The sequence below is a fragment of the Stenotrophomonas chelatiphaga genome, assembly GCF_001431535.1.
Taxonomy (GTDB): domain Bacteria; phylum Pseudomonadota; class Gammaproteobacteria; order Xanthomonadales; family Xanthomonadaceae; genus Stenotrophomonas; species Stenotrophomonas chelatiphaga.
On the sequence record NZ_LDJK01000054.1, the window covers coordinates 1 to 15886 of the forward strand.

Annotated in this window: 11 protein-coding genes; 4 read left to right on the forward strand and 7 right to left on the reverse strand. The window is 67.0% G+C overall.

What is annotated here, in order from left to right; translation table 11 throughout:
* Positions 1-898, forward strand: an 898-nt coding sequence (locus ABB28_RS11880; RefSeq protein ID WP_057508833.1) for a metallophosphoesterase, incomplete at its 5' end; no start/stop codon positions are given.
* Here ABB28_RS11880 and ABB28_RS11885 read toward each other — a convergent pair.
* The 3 genes from ABB28_RS11885 to ABB28_RS11895 form a co-directional block, all read right to left on the reverse strand.
* Positions 864-1829 (reverse strand): TIGR03571 family LLM class oxidoreductase, encoded by a 966-nt coding sequence (locus tag ABB28_RS11885; protein WP_057508834.1) that lies wholly within the window; start codon positions 1827-1829, stop codon positions 864-866. The two genes, ABB28_RS11880 and ABB28_RS11885, sit on opposite strands and share 35 nt — an antisense overlap.
* 55 nt (positions 1830-1884) lie before the next feature.
* Positions 1885-3039 carry a hypothetical protein gene (locus tag ABB28_RS11890; RefSeq protein ID WP_211260391.1) on the reverse strand — a complete coding sequence of 385 codons (1155 nt, stop codon included), beginning with the start codon at positions 3037-3039 and terminating at the stop codon, positions 1885-1887.
* A 134-nt stretch (positions 3040-3173) separates the two neighbouring features.
* Entirely contained in the window at positions 3174-4970 is a 1797-nt protein-coding gene (locus tag ABB28_RS11895) for an amino acid adenylation domain-containing protein (protein ID WP_211260392.1), read from the reverse strand.
* A 191-nt stretch (positions 4971-5161) separates the two neighbouring features.
* On the opposite strand from ABB28_RS11895, the gene ABB28_RS11900 reads away from it, so the two are divergent.
* Positions 5162-6388 carry an MFS transporter gene (locus ABB28_RS11900; RefSeq protein WP_057508837.1) on the forward strand — a complete coding sequence of 409 codons (1227 nt, stop codon included), beginning with the start codon at positions 5162-5164 and terminating at the stop codon, positions 6386-6388.
* 207 nt (positions 6389-6595) lie between these two features.
* On the opposite strand, the gene ABB28_RS11905 is transcribed toward ABB28_RS11900, so the two are convergent.
* The 4 genes from ABB28_RS11905 to ABB28_RS11920 form a co-directional block, all read right to left on the reverse strand.
* Positions 6596-7543: a nucleoside hydrolase gene (locus tag ABB28_RS11905; RefSeq protein ID WP_057508872.1), complete on the reverse strand. Its 948-nt coding sequence runs from the start codon at positions 7541-7543 to the stop codon at positions 6596-6598.
* Between the two features lie 258 nt (positions 7544-7801).
* A complete protein-coding gene (locus ABB28_RS11910) occupies positions 7802-9958 on the reverse strand; it encodes a TonB-dependent siderophore receptor (RefSeq protein ID WP_057508838.1) in 2157 nt (718 codons plus the stop codon).
* A gap of 196 nt (positions 9959-10154) precedes the next feature.
* Positions 10155-11861: a malate dehydrogenase (quinone) gene (gene mqo / locus ABB28_RS11915; protein WP_057508839.1), complete on the reverse strand. Its 1707-nt coding sequence runs from the start codon at positions 11859-11861 to the stop codon at positions 10155-10157.
* A 183-nt stretch (positions 11862-12044) separates the two neighbouring features.
* Entirely contained in the window at positions 12045-12950 is a 906-nt protein-coding gene (locus ABB28_RS11920; protein WP_057508840.1) for a LysR family transcriptional regulator ArgP, read from the reverse strand.
* Between the two features lie 136 nt (positions 12951-13086).
* Between ABB28_RS11920 and ABB28_RS11925 the strand changes: the two genes are divergently transcribed.
* A complete protein-coding gene (locus tag ABB28_RS11925) occupies positions 13087-13722 on the forward strand; it encodes a LysE/ArgO family amino acid transporter (protein ID WP_057508841.1) in 636 nt (211 codons plus the stop codon).
* A gap of 148 nt (positions 13723-13870) precedes the next feature.
* Complete coding sequence (locus tag ABB28_RS11930) at positions 13871-15850, forward strand: alpha/beta hydrolase family protein (RefSeq protein ID WP_057508842.1); 1980 nt, start codon at positions 13871-13873, stop codon at positions 15848-15850.
* Positions 15851-15886: the final 36 nt, after the last annotated feature.

A 15886-nucleotide genomic window follows, 5' to 3' on the forward strand; every position in this document is an offset into this window, starting at 1 on the left:
GCTGGATGCCGCCCTGCTGCTTGCACGCCTGCTGCGTTCGGCCAGCGCAACCGCGGCGTTGCGCGCGCGCTGGCTGCGGCCCACGGCTGGAATCACTGCGCTGGCGCTGGGCATCTTCGGGGTCAGCCAGGGCATGGCCGTACCCAAGCCGCGCGGCATCGACGTGGAGATCGCCGGCCTGCCGCCCGCGTTCGATGGCTACCGCATGCTGCAGCTGACCGATATCCATGCCAGCCGCCTGCTGACCGGCGACTGGGTGCGCAAGGTCGTGGCCGAAAGCAACGGGCTGAAGCCGGACGTGGTGGTGATCACCGGTGACCTGATCGATGGCACGGTCACTGCCCGTGCCGATGATTTCCAGCCGCTGGGTGGCCTGCAGGCACCGGACGGGGTGATCGCCATCACCGGCAACCACGAGTATTACGCCCAGTACACGCAATGGATGCAGGCCTTCCGCGGCCTGGGCATGCAGGTGCTGGAAAACACCCATACCGAAGTGCGTCGTGGCGATGCGGCGTTGACCATCGCCGGGGTCACCGATCCGGTGGCGGCGCGCTATGACCTGCCGCAGCCGGACCTGGCCGCCGCGCTGCAGGGGGCCGATCCGCATGCGCCGGTGATCCTGCTCGACCATCGCCCGCGCGAAGCACAGGCCAATGCGGCGCGTGGGGTGAAGCTGCAGTTGTCCGGCCACACCCACGGCGGCCACATCGTCGGCATGGACCAGCTGGTGAAGCGGGCCAACGGCGGTTATGTATCCGGCCGCTACCAGGTGGGCGACATGACCCTGTACGTGAGCAACGGCGCGGGCCTGTGGCCGGGCTTTGCCGCGCGCATCGGCGTGCCTTCGGAGATCACCCTGATCACCCTGAAGGCGGCGCCGATAGCGCGGGAATGATCTCCGCGCCGATCTGTTCGATGACCTCTTCGGCGGGCCGTCCGCCACTGAGGTTGAACATCACGTGGTCCACGCCGAGAGCATGCATGCGCTGCAGGTAGTCCCGAACGGCAGCGCTGCCGCCACGCAGGCCCAGTTCCAGCGGCGTGGCCGGCGCTGCAGGATCTTCCAGCAACTGCAGCTGCGCGGACTGCACGAAGGGCTTGCGTGCACTGCCGAGCTTCTGCCGCAGGGCGTGCTGCCACAGCCCGATCCGGCCTTCCTGCGTGGCTTCTTCGCGATGGTAGGTGGCCCAGCCGTCGGCATGTTCGGCGATCCACTGCAGCGACTGCCGGGCCGAACCCACGACCAGCATCGGGATCCGTGCGGCAGGCGCGGGCAGTACCGGATAGCCGACCTGCCGCAGCATCAGCGCACGCTCCTGCGCATCCGGCGACAGCGCCGCGCGCAGCAACGGCCAGCGTTCGCGGAACACCTGCGCGCGCTGCTCAAGCACGGCCCCGAAGGCGGCGAACTCTTCAGGCCGGTCGCCCGATCCCAGCCCCAGCACGAAGCGCCCGTTCGAGACGCGCTCCAGGCTCAGGGCGGCCTTGGCGATGTGCAGCGGGTGGCGCAGTGGCAGCACCGCCGCGGCCAGTCCGATGGCGATGCGCGAGGTGGCGGCGGCGAGCAGGGTGAGCCAGACAAAGGGATCATCAACGGCGCTGGCCTGCGGCGCGGCAGTGTCCGCAGGTGAGCGCTGCGGCACCATCAACGGGACATCGCGCGCCCACAGCGCGGCAAAACCCTGTGCTTCGGCCAGGCGTGCCAGCGCGGTCGCCCGGGGGGTGTCGGGCTGCTGGCCGGCAGCAACGCCTGCAGGCGTCATCAACCCCAGTGTGAGGCGGCCGGGAGAGAAGACCATCGAGTGGCCGGCGTTGAACGGTGTCACATGGTTGCTCCTGCACAGGGCCGTGCGGCAGGTTAACCCGGCCCGCATGCAGGCGTCAGGAATCCCAGATTGCACCGTATGCGGGCAGTCCACGTGCTTCGCAGCCGTTGACTACTGCATCGGTCAGTGCACGGTTGGCGATGCAGATCACGGCTTCGGCCTTCATGTCATGCGCCGTGTCCCACGACAACTGCAGCAGGTCGGGCTTGCCGTCGCGCTGTGTATCCCAGATCAGCGCATCCGGCTGCGCAGCAAGGATTTCATCAACCAGTGCATCGCCATAGGTTGCACGAGGTGAGCGCACCGACCAGATCAGGCGCATGCGCACCCTGCCGGCAAGCAGGTGCGGCAGTACCGGTCCAATACCGCTGCCGGTCGCAACGTAAAGAACGGAGCGGAACAGCACTTCGATGTAGGCAACGCCTGCCGTGGGAAAGCCTTTCATCCAGACGTGGCGCGGTGGGTCATCGATGAACTGACCTGTCCAGTCCCCTGCACGCGAGATGATGATGCGGAAATCGGTCTGTCCCGCCGCCGGAATGTTCGCGAACGAATGCCACTGGCCCAACGGTGAGCGGCTGATGGCCATAGCCGAGCCCGGGAAGGGCGCGCGGGTGCCTGCAAGGGTGAGGATCACTGCGTGCGGCGATGGCCGTTGGACATCCAGCGCGATCCGCCGCAGGCGCAGCCAGGGCAGCAGGATGCTGGCCGTGATCATGCCGAGAAACACCAGCAGGGCAGATTCCGGCACGCCGCCACGAGCATCGTCTTGACCCGCCGATGGGCCCAGTTGCACGGCCAGGCCCCATGTCAGCAGCAGGGTCGTCCAGCCAACATAGCGGTGCACCTTCTCGAAGGCATCATGGTGCCGCGCGCGCACTGCGGGAAGGGCGGAAAGCAGCATGCCAAGCAGGTATCCCAGCAGTGCCGATGCAGTCCAGCGCAGGGCCGGCGGGTGCTGATCGCCAGGTGCGGACAGCAGGCTGCCGACCAGCAATGCCAGCCACGCAGTTCCCGCACATGCGCCGCCGGCGTGGATGCCGCCGTAATGGTAGACCTTGGCCAGGTGCCGACGGATGCCCAAAGGCCAGGTCACCGGGGCCCGGGTGGCCAACCAGAACAGCGCGGTGATGACCAGGCTCTGCCGCATCAGGATGGCCATGCCGATGTTGGCCATCGCCAGCCCGGCCAGGGCGTTTGGTGAAGCCATGAGTTCCGCCCAGCCGTGGCGGTACAGCTGGCAGGCAATCACACCGAGGTTGACCAGCATGACCAGCCCGAAGAGCGCGTGGTAGTGACTGCGGGAGCGATGTTCCGCACCCGCCGGAGGCAAGGGATGAAGGCTCATCCGATGCGCTTCAGTCGCTGCAGGAGATCGCGCTTGTCCACCTTGCCGCGCGGGGTCAGCGGCAGGCTTTCCAGCGTCAGCAGATGGGCGGGCACCGCATAGTAGGGCAGCTGCCTCTGGGCGTGTGCGCGTGCCTGCCGTACGTCGGCGCCCACCGGTGTCAGTACGCTGGCCAAGGTGCGGGAATCGAGTTTCAGGGTCACTGCCTGTTCGACGCCGGCGGCTTGTTCGAGCACGCGCGACACCGCGTCGAGTTCCACACGGAACCCACGTACCTTCACCTGGTCGTCGGTGCGTCCCAGGTGCTCCAGTTCACCGCCGGAGGTCCAGCGGCCCAGGTCGCGCGTCCGGAACATCTTCCAGCCCGCTCCCAGGAACGGGTCATCGTGATAACGCTCCGCTGTCAGCGCGGGGTTGCCTGCGTAACCGGCGGTGACGCATAGCCCGCCCGCCCACATTTCGCCTGTTTCGCCCACGGCGCAGGGCTGGCACTGTGCATCGAGCACGTAAACGGTGTTGTTCGGCGTGGGCGTGCCGATGTTGAGGTGACCGCTGCCGCGCTGGTAGCGGTGCATCGTGTTGACGATGGTGGTCTCGGTCGGGCCGCAGCCATTGAAGAAGGTGCAGCGCTCGCCCCAATGCGCGGCGAGGCTTTCCGCGCAGGGTTCGCCGGCAACCGCGACCGTCCGCGCACGCCTGCACTGGTCGCGATCGAGCTGGGCGAGAATCGACGGGGTGGCGATGATGACGTCCGCGGTGGCGGCCGCGGCCTGCATGTCATCCTCCCGGATCACCAGCGTACCGCCCTGGCAGAGCGTGCCGAGGATCTCCCAGGCGGACATGTCGAAGGCGATGTTGAGCAGTTGGCTGACCCGCATGCCGGGGCGGATGCCGAGGTTGCCGGGTGCGGTCAGCAGGATGTTGCACAGGTTGCGGTGGGTCACCTTCACGCCATTGGGCAGTCCGGTGGTACCCGATGTGTAAAGAATGAAAGCCGTGGAGTCCGGCGGGACGCACCGCGGTATCCAGTCCACGCCATCGCCACGATGCATGCTGTCCTCGATGGTGAGGATGTTGGCGTCCGCCACGCTGCGCGCGAGCGTGCGGTGTTCGCGCAGGCACAGCAGCGTGGCGCAGCCAGCGTCCTGGAACACCTGGGACAACAGAGCTGGCGGCACGAGGCGGATATCCTGCGGCACATAGGCGGCGCCGAGCTTCAGGACAGCGATGATCGCCACCAGCATCGGGATGGAGCGGGTAACGAACAACCCCACGGCATCGCCGGATCGTATGCCTGCCGCTTCCAGGCGCGAGGCGAGCCGGTCCGCGTCATGTACGAGGGCGGCATAGGTGATCGACTCTGCGCCATGCTGTGCTGCCACGGTGTCGGGTTGACGGACTGCCCAGAAGGCAACGGCCTCGTGCACGAGCGCATGTTCCGGTGCAGCGGCCGGACCGCAGCTCAATGTCCGGATGGCGACGTGGGGATGCTGCTGGATCGACATGGGTGGCCATTGGCCTGCAGCGCGGAACGGGATGTCGGAGACCATGAGTGTCCTTTGCGTGCCGGCCGCGCAGGCTCGGAATCGATAGCGGTACGGTTTAACGGCGGGCAAGTCTAAGAGCGCTTCGGCGCTGGGAAATGTGAGCTGCCGCCGGATCCCGGACGATGTCCATTGAAAATCGAGATCGAACCAACGAGCATCAAAACGCTTGCCAATCCAGGTGTCCTGCCTGACGTCGGCCGCCGCAAACGCCGTCCGCCACCGCGCACGGATTCTGCCCATCTGCATGCGCGGGTTGTCGTAATCAGCCAGCGGATACGGGCGGGCGGTGTGAAGCCGGCACGGCCGCGCGGGCGGCCGGCAGCAACGGTGTCCTGCTCTTCACTTCGCGTCAGCTAACGTCTGCCCAGTTCCTCAGGAGCGTGGTCCATGCAATTGCTGGTTGTCGGCCTTTGAGCCCCGCCGTGCATCGCCGTTCAATGTGGGTCGCGGCGCTTTCCACCGTAGTGGAGTGGTACGACTTCACCCTCTACCTGTACTTCGCCACCGTGCTGTCACGGGTGTTTTTCGGCGGCGGCGAGACCGCCCTGCTGGCCACCCTCGCCGGGTTCGCGGTGTCCTACCTGATGCGTCCCTTGGGCGCGCTGTGTTTCGGCCATCTCGGCGACCGCCTGGGGCGGCGCTGGATGCTGCTGGCCTCGATGGCGCTGATGGCGGCGGCGATGCTGGCCACGGCCTTGTTGCCCACCTATGCGCAGATCGGTGCCAGTGCCGGAGTGCTGCTGCTGGCATTGCGCTGCGTGATGGCGTTTTCGGTCGGCGGCGAATACACCGGGGTGGTGGCCTACCTGCTGGAAAGCGCGCCGCCACGACGACGCGGACTGGTGACCTCGCTGGCCTCGGCAGCCAGTGAAGTGGGCGCGCTGCTGGCGGTGGCGCTGTCCGCGCTGACCGTGGCGCTGCTGCCGGCCCCTGCGCTGGATACATGGGGCTGGCGTATCCCGTTCTTCGTCGGCGCCGGACTGGCGCTGCTCATCCTGCTGGCACGTTCGGGCATGCACGAATCGCCCGAATTCGAGCGCCAGCAGCGCGAGGGCAGCGTGCCCAGTGCGCCCATACGGCAGATCCTGCGCAGCCATCCCGGCGCGGTGGCACGCACCTTCGCGATCTCCGCACTCGGTTCGATCACCTATTACGTAGGCATCACCTACGTGCCGGCCTTCCTGCACGCCAATGGCCGCGGGGAGGGCGAAGCGTTGTGGCTGTCGACCATCGCCGCGGTGGCGGTGATCCTGGCCACGCCGCTGTTCGGGCTGCTGTCGGACCGGTTTGGTCGGCGCCCCCTGTTGCTGGGGCTGACCCTGCTGTCAGCGCTGCTGCCGCTGTCGATGTTCGGGTGGATGGCGCAGGCATCGACGATGGGCGTTATCGGTGCTGCGGTAGTGCTGGCTTGCGTGGCTGGCGGCATCAGTGCGGTAGCGGCTTCGGCCACGGCCGAACAGTTCCCCGGCGAGGGCCGGCTGAGCGGGCTGGCGCTGGGGGTGACCATGGCCACGGCGATATTCGGCGGTGCCACGCCGTGGTTGGCCCAATGGTGGGTCGAGCGCAGCGGGTGGAATGCCGCGCCCGGGGCGATGATCGCCATCGTCGCGGTGCTGGTGCTGCCGGTGTTGTGGCGCCTGCCGGAAACCCGCCCGCTCCGGTAGCGCAGCGGCCCGCCGTGACGACCAACGGTCGTCACCCACCAGCAGAGGACGGCCAGCGGCCGTCCCTACCATGACAGCGACAGGCGTCGCTCCGGTAGCGCCGAGCCATGCTCGGCGAGCGAAGCGGCCGGCCGTGACGACCAACGGTCGTCACCCACCAGCAGAGGACGGCCGGCGGCCGTCCCTGCGGTTACAGCGTCGCTGCCGTTACAGCGACAGGGTCTTTTCGATGTCGGCCAGCACGGCGCTGGCATCCACGCCGATCGCGATCGACTGCATCGCCTGGCCGTCCCATACGCTGGGGCCGAAGGCCATGCCGGCCGGCTTGGGGATGGTCATCCCGCGTGCCACGCCATCGGTGGCCACGCGCACGCTGGCATGCTCGAACTCGAACAGTTCCGGACGGGTCAGCGCGATGCAGGCACAGCAGTCGTGCACCACCATGCCCTTGTGGCCGGCCTGCAGGTAGAAGTCCACGTAGTCCTGCGACAGCGCACGCACCAGGTCCGCATCGGCGCCGCCAGCGTGGGCCAGTGCATCCAGGCCGTGGCGATCCATCTCCACCTGGGTGGTGACATCCAGGCCGATGGCGATCACCGGCCAGCTGGCGGTGAACACGATGTCGGCGGCTTCGGCGTCGCCCCAGATGTTGGCCTCGGCGGCCGGTGTGATGTTGCCGTTGACATGGAACGCGCCGCCCATGATCACTACCCCACGTACCAGCGAGGCGATATCCGGTGCTTCGCGCAGGGCCAGTGCCAGGTTGGTCATGCGGCCCACCGCGACCAGGGTGACCTGGCCCGGCTGCGCACGGACCAGGTCGATGATCAGCTGGTGTGCGCTGCGCGGATCGGCGGCCACGTCCAGCTGTGCCGGCACCGGGTGGTTGCCCAGGCCGTTGTCACCGTGGATGTGCACCGGCCAGGCTTCGGGCTGTGCATCGGGCTGCAGCGGGCCGGCGGCGCCGCGCGCCACGGGTGCGTCCAGGCCCCAGGCCTGCTTCAGGAACAGCGCGTTGTGGGTGGTCGATTCGACGGCGGCATTGCCGAACACGGTGGTGACGGCCAGCAGGTTCACCTGCGGGTGCTTGTGCAGGTACAGCAGCGCCAGGGCGTCGTCGACGCCCGGGTCGGTATCGAAAATTACGTTGTGCATCATGTTGTTGTTCTTCTTCTGTCCGTGGTGGTGCGGGGCGCGCCCAGCGGGGCTGCCCGTAGCGTAGTGTCTCAAGTGTCCGGACATGATGACAGGCGCGCCCGGCGGGCGCAGCGCCAGGGCGCTGACGACCAGCGGTGGTCACTACCGGGGCAGGGTCGGCGGTCGGTAGCGCCGAGCCATGCTCGGCGAGCGCAGCGGTGAAGCGCGTGACGACCAACGGTCGTCACTACCGGGGCAGAAGGTCGTGCCTTGCCCTCAGTACTTCCAGCGCAGGCTGAAGGCGACGAAGCGCGGTTCGCCGTAGTTGTTGTAGTCCAGGTTGGCCCAGTAGGTCTTGTCCAGCGCGTTGCGCACGCTCAGCGTGGCCGTCCAGCTGTCGCTGATGCGGTAGCTGGCGTTGAACTGCACCAGCGAATACGCCGGCTGGTTGACCGTCACCGTGCCACCGGGCGGGTAGGGCACGTTGAAGCCCTGCACCTTGCTCTGCCACTGCACGCCACCGCCCAGGGTCAGCCGCTCCCAGGCACCGCGCAGGCGCACGCTGGTGTTCAGCTGCAGGAAGTCTTCGGGCAGGTTCGCGTACAGCAGGTCGGTGGCCGCGCGGGTCACCTTGACGTGGGTGAAGCCGGCATTGACCGTCCAGCCCGGCAGGATCTCGCCATTGAGGTCCATTTCCCAACCGCGCGCCTTGGTGCCGTTGATGCCGATATAGGCCGAAGTGCCGTCGCTCAGCGAACCGTCCGGCACGCTGGCATCGCGCACGGCGTAGTTGTCCTGCTTCGCTTCGAACACCGCCGCATTGGCAGTGAAGCGGCCGTCCAGCCACTGCGACTTGATGCCTGCCTCGACATTGGACCCTTCCACCGGCGCCAGCAGGTTTTCGTTGCGGTCCTTGAAGTTCTGCGGGTTGAAGATCTCGGTGTAGCTGGCATACCCGGAAACGTTCGGGGTGATGTCATACACAAGGCCCACGTACGGGGTGACCTCGTCGTCCACCTTGTAGGCGCCGCTGGTGGCGGTATAGGTGTTGGCGGTGTTGTAGGCGCGGGTGCGGGTTTCCCACGAACTCAGGCGCGCGCCGGCGATCAGCGAAAGCGGCTCGGCCAGGCGCAGGCGGGTGGAGGCATACACGCCGCGCTGGGTGGTGCGCGCATCGCGGTGGGCGCCGGTGCGGTTGACCACCAGTTCCGGCGCATCGCCATTCCAGGCGTGGATGTCCGGGATGTCGTAGCGCCAGCTGCCGGTGGGCGTCATCGTCCAGGCGGTGGACTGCAGGTCGGAGAAGCTGCCGCCGAACACCACGTCGTGCTCGCGGCCGAACAGGCCGAAGGTGCCCGACAGGTAGACGTCCACGCCCTTGCGGGTGTCATCGGTCTCGCCGGCCGCACCCAGCAGGTAGATGCCCGCGCCGGTGGTCGCATCCGGATAACCGCTGCCGTACACGCGCACGTTCTGCACGTTGCCGCGGGTGTAGGCGGTGTTGACCTTCAGCAGCCAGTTCTCGCCGAAGCGCTGTTCCAGGTTGGCGAACGCGGTGCTGGTCTGGCGCTGCCACTTGGCCCAGTCCGGGGCCAGGTTGGTGCTGCGCGGCAGGTGCGCGAAGCTGCCGTCGCTGTTGAAGAACGGCACCGTGCCCCAGGTGGTGGCGGTGGGGTTGTTGTCCTGGGTCTGGAAGCCGACGGTGACGGTGGTGGAGTCGGTCAGGTCACCTTCCAGTACCGCCATGCCGGACATCTTGTCCTCGCTGTAGCGGTCGTAGTAGTAGTCCTTGTCCTGCCAGGCAGCGACCACGCGGCTGCGGAAGCGGCCATCGGCGGTCAGCGGTGCGTTGACGTCGGCCTGCATGCGGCGGAAGTCCCAGCTGCCGGCACTGACCGCGAAGGAGGCATCGAAGTCCTTGCCCGGCCGCTTGCGCAGCAGGTTGACCGTGGCCGACGGCACGCCGGCACCGCTGAGCAGGCCGTTGGCACCGCGGATCACTTCGATGCGGTCATAGAAAGCGGTGTCGTATTCCTGGTTGGTCGAACCGCTGTAGGTCGGCAGGCCGTCCACCTGGAAATCGGTGATGGCAAAGCCGCGCGCGTAGTACAGCGGGCGCTGCGTATCGTAGAAGGAGACGTTGACGCCGGTGACGTTGCGCATCACGTCGTTGATGCTGAACAGCGATTCGTCCTGCAGGCGCTCCAGGCCGATCACGGTGCTGGACTGCGGCGTCTCCTGCAGGGTGATCGGCAGGCGCGTGGTGCTGGACGGGACGGCGCGGCTGCCGCGCACGTTGACCTCGTCGAGGGTCTTGGCGTCGGCGGCAGCGCTGGCATCGGCGAGGGTATCGGCCAGGGCGGGCGCGGTGGAGAGCGCGGCCAGCAGGGCAACGGCCAACGGGGCGTGGTGGAACGAAGCAATGGCGGTCATGAGGGATTCGCTGGAAGGGCCTGGAAGGCGGGCAGGGCAAGGCCGGCGGGGATGCCGCCAGCGGATGGATCAGGGTGCGCAAATGTAAATGATTATCGAAAACTTTACAATTCGCATCTGTTGACCCTGGCGGCCAGATACAGAAACGGCCACCCGAAGGTGGCCGTTGGTGTTGTGCCGGAAGCGCGGGGCAGGCTTACAGTGCCTGCAGTTCCTCGTTCTTGTTGCGCTTTTCCTGCGGCGGCAGCGGCGCTTCGGCCGGGCGCGCCACGGTCGCCGGAATGGCGGCCGGCTGGGCCACGTCGGCCGGCACGTCCAGGAACGGCAGCTTCAGCGTCTGGCTGGTCAGCGTGCGGATCTCGTTGGTCAGCGCCGGGCTCTCGTTGAGCTTGCGGCCGTAGGACGGCACGATCTCGCGCAGGCGTGCTTCCCAGCCGGCCTTCATCTCTTCCGGGAAGGCCTTGGCCATCAGGTCAAGCATGATCGGCGGGGAGGTCGAGGCACCCGGGGACGCACCCAGCAGGGCGGCCAGGGTGTGGTCCTTGTCGGTCACGATCTCGGTACCGAACTGCAGCAGCGGCCCCTTCTGCGGATCATTCTTGATGATCTGCACGCGCTGGCCGGCGGTGACCAGCGTCCAGTCTTCGCGCTTGGCGTTGGGGTAGTACTTGACCAGTTCCGCCTGGCGGTCGTCGTCGTTCAACTGGGCCTGGCTCATCAGGTACTTCACCAGGTCCAGGTTGTCCGCGCCCACGTTCAACATCGGCGCCACGTTGTTGTGGGTCACCGACGAATACAGGTCGAACCACGAACCGTGCTTGAGGAACTTGGTGCTGTACAACGCGAACGGTCCGAACAGCACCACCGGCTTGCCATCCAGCTTGCGCGAATCCAGGTGCGGCACCGACATCGGCGGCGAACCGGTTTCGGCCATGCCGTAGGCCTTCACGCTGTGGCGCGAGGCGACGTCGGCGCCCTTGAAGGCGAGGAACTGGCCGCCGACCGGGAAGCCGCCGTAGTTCTTCGATTCCGGGATGCCCGACAGCTGCAGCAGCTTCAGTGCGGCACCACCGGCACCGATGAAGACGAAGCGCGCGTGGGTGGTGCTCTCGTTGCCGGACTTGAGGTCCTTGACGGTCACGTTCCAGGTCTTGTCGTCGTTCTGGCGCAGCGCGCTCACTTCATGGCCCAGGTGCAGGCCGAAGTTCGGGCTGCGCTTGAGGCCATCGGTCAGCTGGCGGGTGATGACGCCGAAGTTCACGTCGGTGCCGAGCGGCATCCAGGTCGCGGCGACCTTCTGGGCCGGGTCGCGGCCTTCCATCAGCAGCGGTGCCCACGCCTTGATCTGCGCGGGATCTTCGGAGTACTGCATGCCGTAGAACAGCGGGTTCTTGACCAGCGCCTGCTGGCGCTTGCGCAGGAAGTTGATGTTCTCATCGCCCCACACGAAGCTCATGTGCGGGGTGGGGTTGATGAAGTCGCTCGGCTGGCTCAGGCGGCCTTCGCGCACCTGGTGCGACCAGAACTGGCGCGAGATCTCGAACTGCTCGGCGATGCCGACCGCGCGCTTGGTTTCGATGCTGCCATCGGGAAGCTCGGGGGTGTAGTTCAGTTCGGCGAACGCGGAGTGGCCGGTGCCGGCGTTGTTCCAGCCATCCGAGCTTTCTTCGGCCACGCCATCGCGGCGTTCGTAGATCTGGATGTTCCAGTCCGGCTGCAGTTCCTGCAGGTACGTCGCCAGGGTGACGCTCATGATGCCAGCGCCCACCAGGACCACATCAACGGGTTTTTCGTTGCTTGCCGCCGGCACCGAGCGCGTGGTGAGCGGCCAGTACAGGAACAGTACCGACGCCACCAACAGCAGCACGAGCAGGGCGACTAAAGCCTTGCCAAATTTCTTCATGGGAACGATTCGTTTGGGGAGGGAATCAGGATGCGTGCCGGACAGGTACGGCGCGTGAAAAACGCGTCAGGATAGAGCCGCCCACGGCAACCAGTGTCTGATTTTACCCCTTTCCGGTACGGATTTGGTGCGACGCAGCATCCTGCGGGACGTCGCGCGCGACCGGCCCGACCCGGCAAAGCCTCAGCGCTTGCGGCGGATCAGCGCGGTCGAAGCGCCCAGCACGGCGCGGGTCAGCAGGGCCATGGTCTGCACATCGCCCTTCCAGTGCTGCCAGTACAGCGGCACGTCCTCCCAGGCGCGCTGGCGCACGTAGACCAGCCGCCCAGCATCCAGGTGGCGCTTGACCAGCGGCAACGGGTTCATGGTCCAGCCCAGCCCGCCCAGATTGGCCTGCACGAAGGCGCGGGTGGACGGAATCCACCAGGTGGGGGCGGTGTTGGGGACCTCCACCCCGGCCATGCGGCGGGCAAAACGGGCCTGCATGTCGTCCTTGCGGTTGAACACCAGCACCGGGGCCTGGGCCAGCGCCTGCGCACTGACCCCCTTGCCGAAGTGGCGGTCGCGGAATTCCGGGGTGCAAGTGGCCGCGTAGCGGATGCTGCCCAGCGCGTGGATCTGGCAGCCCTGCACCGGCTCATCCAGCGTCGTCACCGCGCCCAGCACGGTACCCTGGCGCAGCAGTTCCACGGTGTGGTCCTGGTCTTCAACGCGCAGGTCCAGGGTGGTGCCGGTGACCTGGGCGAACTGCTGGGCGGCCTGCGGGAACCAGGTCTCCAGGCTGTCATGGTTGACCGCCACCGGGATGCTGGCCTGCGGCAGGTCTTCGTCGGCCAGGCCCATGCGGTGCAGCGCATCGTGTTCCAGCAGCGCGGTCTGCTCGGCCAGCTGTACCAGCACCTGGCCTTCGGCGGTGGCGGTGGCCGGTGCGCCGCGCTTGACCAGCAGCCGGCCGACCCGCCCTTCCAGCGCCTTGACCCGCTGCGACACGGCCGACGCGGTGACGTTGAGCGCCTGCGCGGCGCGGTCGAAGCTGCCTTCGCGGATGACCGCGGCGAGGGCGCGGAGCTGGGCATGGTCGACGCGCATGGCGATTAAGTTCTGCTAAAGAGGCTTAAGTAAGTTTAGCTTTTCTTGGGATTGGTGCAACGCGACAATACGCCCCGTACCCGGTGCTGTCCGCCTTCGCGAGGCACCGCCCCCCTGCACGACAAGGTTGTCTCCCATGTTCTCGATCATTTCCGCCAGCACCGGCCTTGCGGCCTGGTTCAGTGGTGCCGCCACCGGCATCGGCCTGTTCGCCGTGGTCGGCGCGCAGAGCGCCTTCATCCTGCGCCAGGGCATCCTGCGCAAGCACATCGTGCCGGTCGTGGCGACCTGCGCGGCGATCGATGCGGTGTTCATCTTCGCCAGCGTGGCCGGCCTGCGTACCCTCATCCAGGCCGCGCCGTGGCTGACCAGCGCGGTGCTGTGGACCGGCGTGGCGTTCCTCGCCTGGTATGCCCTGAAGTCGGCACGGCGTGCGATCGCCGGCGGCGGCGGCATGGGCGAAGCCGAAAGCGATGACGGCAGCCGCCGCGCGGTGCTGATGGCCGCGGTCGGCTTTTCGCTGATCAACCCGCACTTCTGGCTGGACATGATGGTGATCGGCTCGATCGCCGAAAACTTCGGCAACGACCGCATGGCCTACGCGGCCGGCGTGGTCACCGCCAGCTGCATGTGGCTGACCGCACAAGGCCTGGGCGCGCGCCTGCTGGCGCCGCTGTTCAACAAGCCCGGCACTTGGCGGGTGCTGGACGGCACCATCGCGGTGATCCTGAGCATCCTCGCCCTGACCCTGGCGGTCCGTGGCGTGCACTGATTCCACTCTCTCCAAGGTGTGGTGTGCAGGGCGGCATCGGAAACGGTGCCGCCCTTTTTGTTTCAGGTTTTCCTGATTCCCAATCCGTTCACGTCCTGTTTACAATCGCCCGGTCGCGGACATGGTGTCCGCAAGGGGCGGGATAAGGATGCGCAAGACGATACTGGCGGCGATGATGGCCGCGATGGCCCTGCCGCTGATGGCAACGGCCGCCGACGTGGACCTGGATACGTTCCTCAAGCGCGACAGCTTCACCGATCTCAAGCTGTCGCCGAATGGCGAGTACTACGCAGCGACCATTCCGCTGGAGAAGTCGACCGCCGTCGCGATCCTGCGCGTGGCCAACGGCCAGATCGTGGGTCGCTTCGTGCCGCCGGAAAACAACCACGCGCGGCGTTTCGACTGGGTCAGCGATGACCGCGTGCTGATCGAACTGGGACAGAAATTCGGTTCGCTCGACGAGCCACAGCCGACCGGCGAGCTGTACTCGCTGCGCGCCAACACCACCAGCGGCGAGCTGCTGGTCGGCTACCGGGTGACCGGCGGCAACACCGGCACGCGCATTTCCGGCAAGAAGGCCGAAGCCGTCGCCGCGTTCCTGAGCGATGACCTGCCCAGCGATGACAAGCACGTGCTGATCGCGGTGTCCTCGTTCAACGGCGACCCGTATACGCGGCTGGAGCGGATGGACGTGACCAGTGGGCGCCGCATCCCGGTGACCCGCTCGCCGGTGCAGCGCGCCTCCTTCACCACCGATGCGGAAGGCAACGCGCGTTTCGCGCTGGGCGCCGGTTCGGACAACGTCAACAAGCTGTTCTACCGCGATCGCAACAACGAGAACTGGAAGCTGGTCAACGACGAGGCGGTGTCCAAGCGGATCGAGCGTGCGATCGGTTTTTCCGCCGACGGCGCGCTGGCCTACCTCAACGTGGAACAGCCTTCGGGACCCAACAAGATCGTCAGCTGGAATCCGGCCAGCGGCGAGCGCAAGGACGTGCTGCGCGATCCGATGGTCGACCCGGCGCGGCTGATCCATCGCCCCGGCACGGCGGTGCCGGTGGGCGCGCTGTTCCTCGGCGATACGCCGCGTACCCGTTTCTTCGACGAGACCTCGGCCGACGCCAAGCTGTACCGCAGCCTGGAATCGGCATTCGGTGGGGACGCCGTTTTCATTACCTCCAGTACGCGCGACAGCAACAAGGTGCTGGTGGAGACGTTCTCCGGCCGCAATCCGGGTGATTTCTTCATCTATGACCAGAAAGCGAAGGCGGCCCAGCACGTGGTCAGCCGCAGCACCTGGATCGACCCGGCACAGACCGCGCCGGTGCGCGCGATCACCGTCAAGGCGCGTGACGGCCTGCCGCTGCATGGCTTCCTGACCACCCCGCACGGGCGTGAGGCGAAGAACCTGCCGATGGTGGTGCTGCCCCACGGTGGGCCGTTCGGCATCTTCGAAGATGGCACCTACGACACCCAGGCGCAGATGCTGGCCAGTGCCGGCTACGCCGTGCTGCAGATGAACTTCCGCGGCTCCGGCAACTACGGCCGTGCCTTCGAACAGGCCGGTGCCCAGCAGTGGGGCATGGCGATGCAGGACGACCTGACCGATGCCACCCGCTGGGCGATCAGCGAAGGCGTCGCCAACAAGACGAAAATCTGCGTGTACGGTGCCAGCTACGGCGCCTATGCGGCGCTGATGGGCGCGGCGAAGGAACCAGACCTGTACCGATGCGCCGCCGGCTACGTGGGCGTCTACGACCTGCCGATGATGCACAGCCGCGGCGACATCCAGCAGTGGATGTCCGGGGAAACCTACCTGCGCGAGTGGATCGGCCCGGCCGACAAGGTGCGCGACGTCTCGCCGGTCAACCTGGCCGCGCAGATCAAGGTGCCGGTGTTCCTGGCAGCCGGTCGCGAAGACCAGCGCGCGCCGGTGCAGCACACCGAACGCATGGAAGCGGCACTGAAGAAGGCCGGCGTGCCGGTGGAGAGCCTGTACTACCCGCGCGAAGGGCATGGCTTCTACGTCGATGCCAACCGCCGCGAGTACTACGGCAAGCTGCTGGCGTTCCTGTCGCAGAACCTGGGGGGCGACAAGGCCGCCGCGCCGAAGCCGGCGGCGCCGTGAAAAAGGGGACGGAGGGAATTAATCGAGATTAATTCC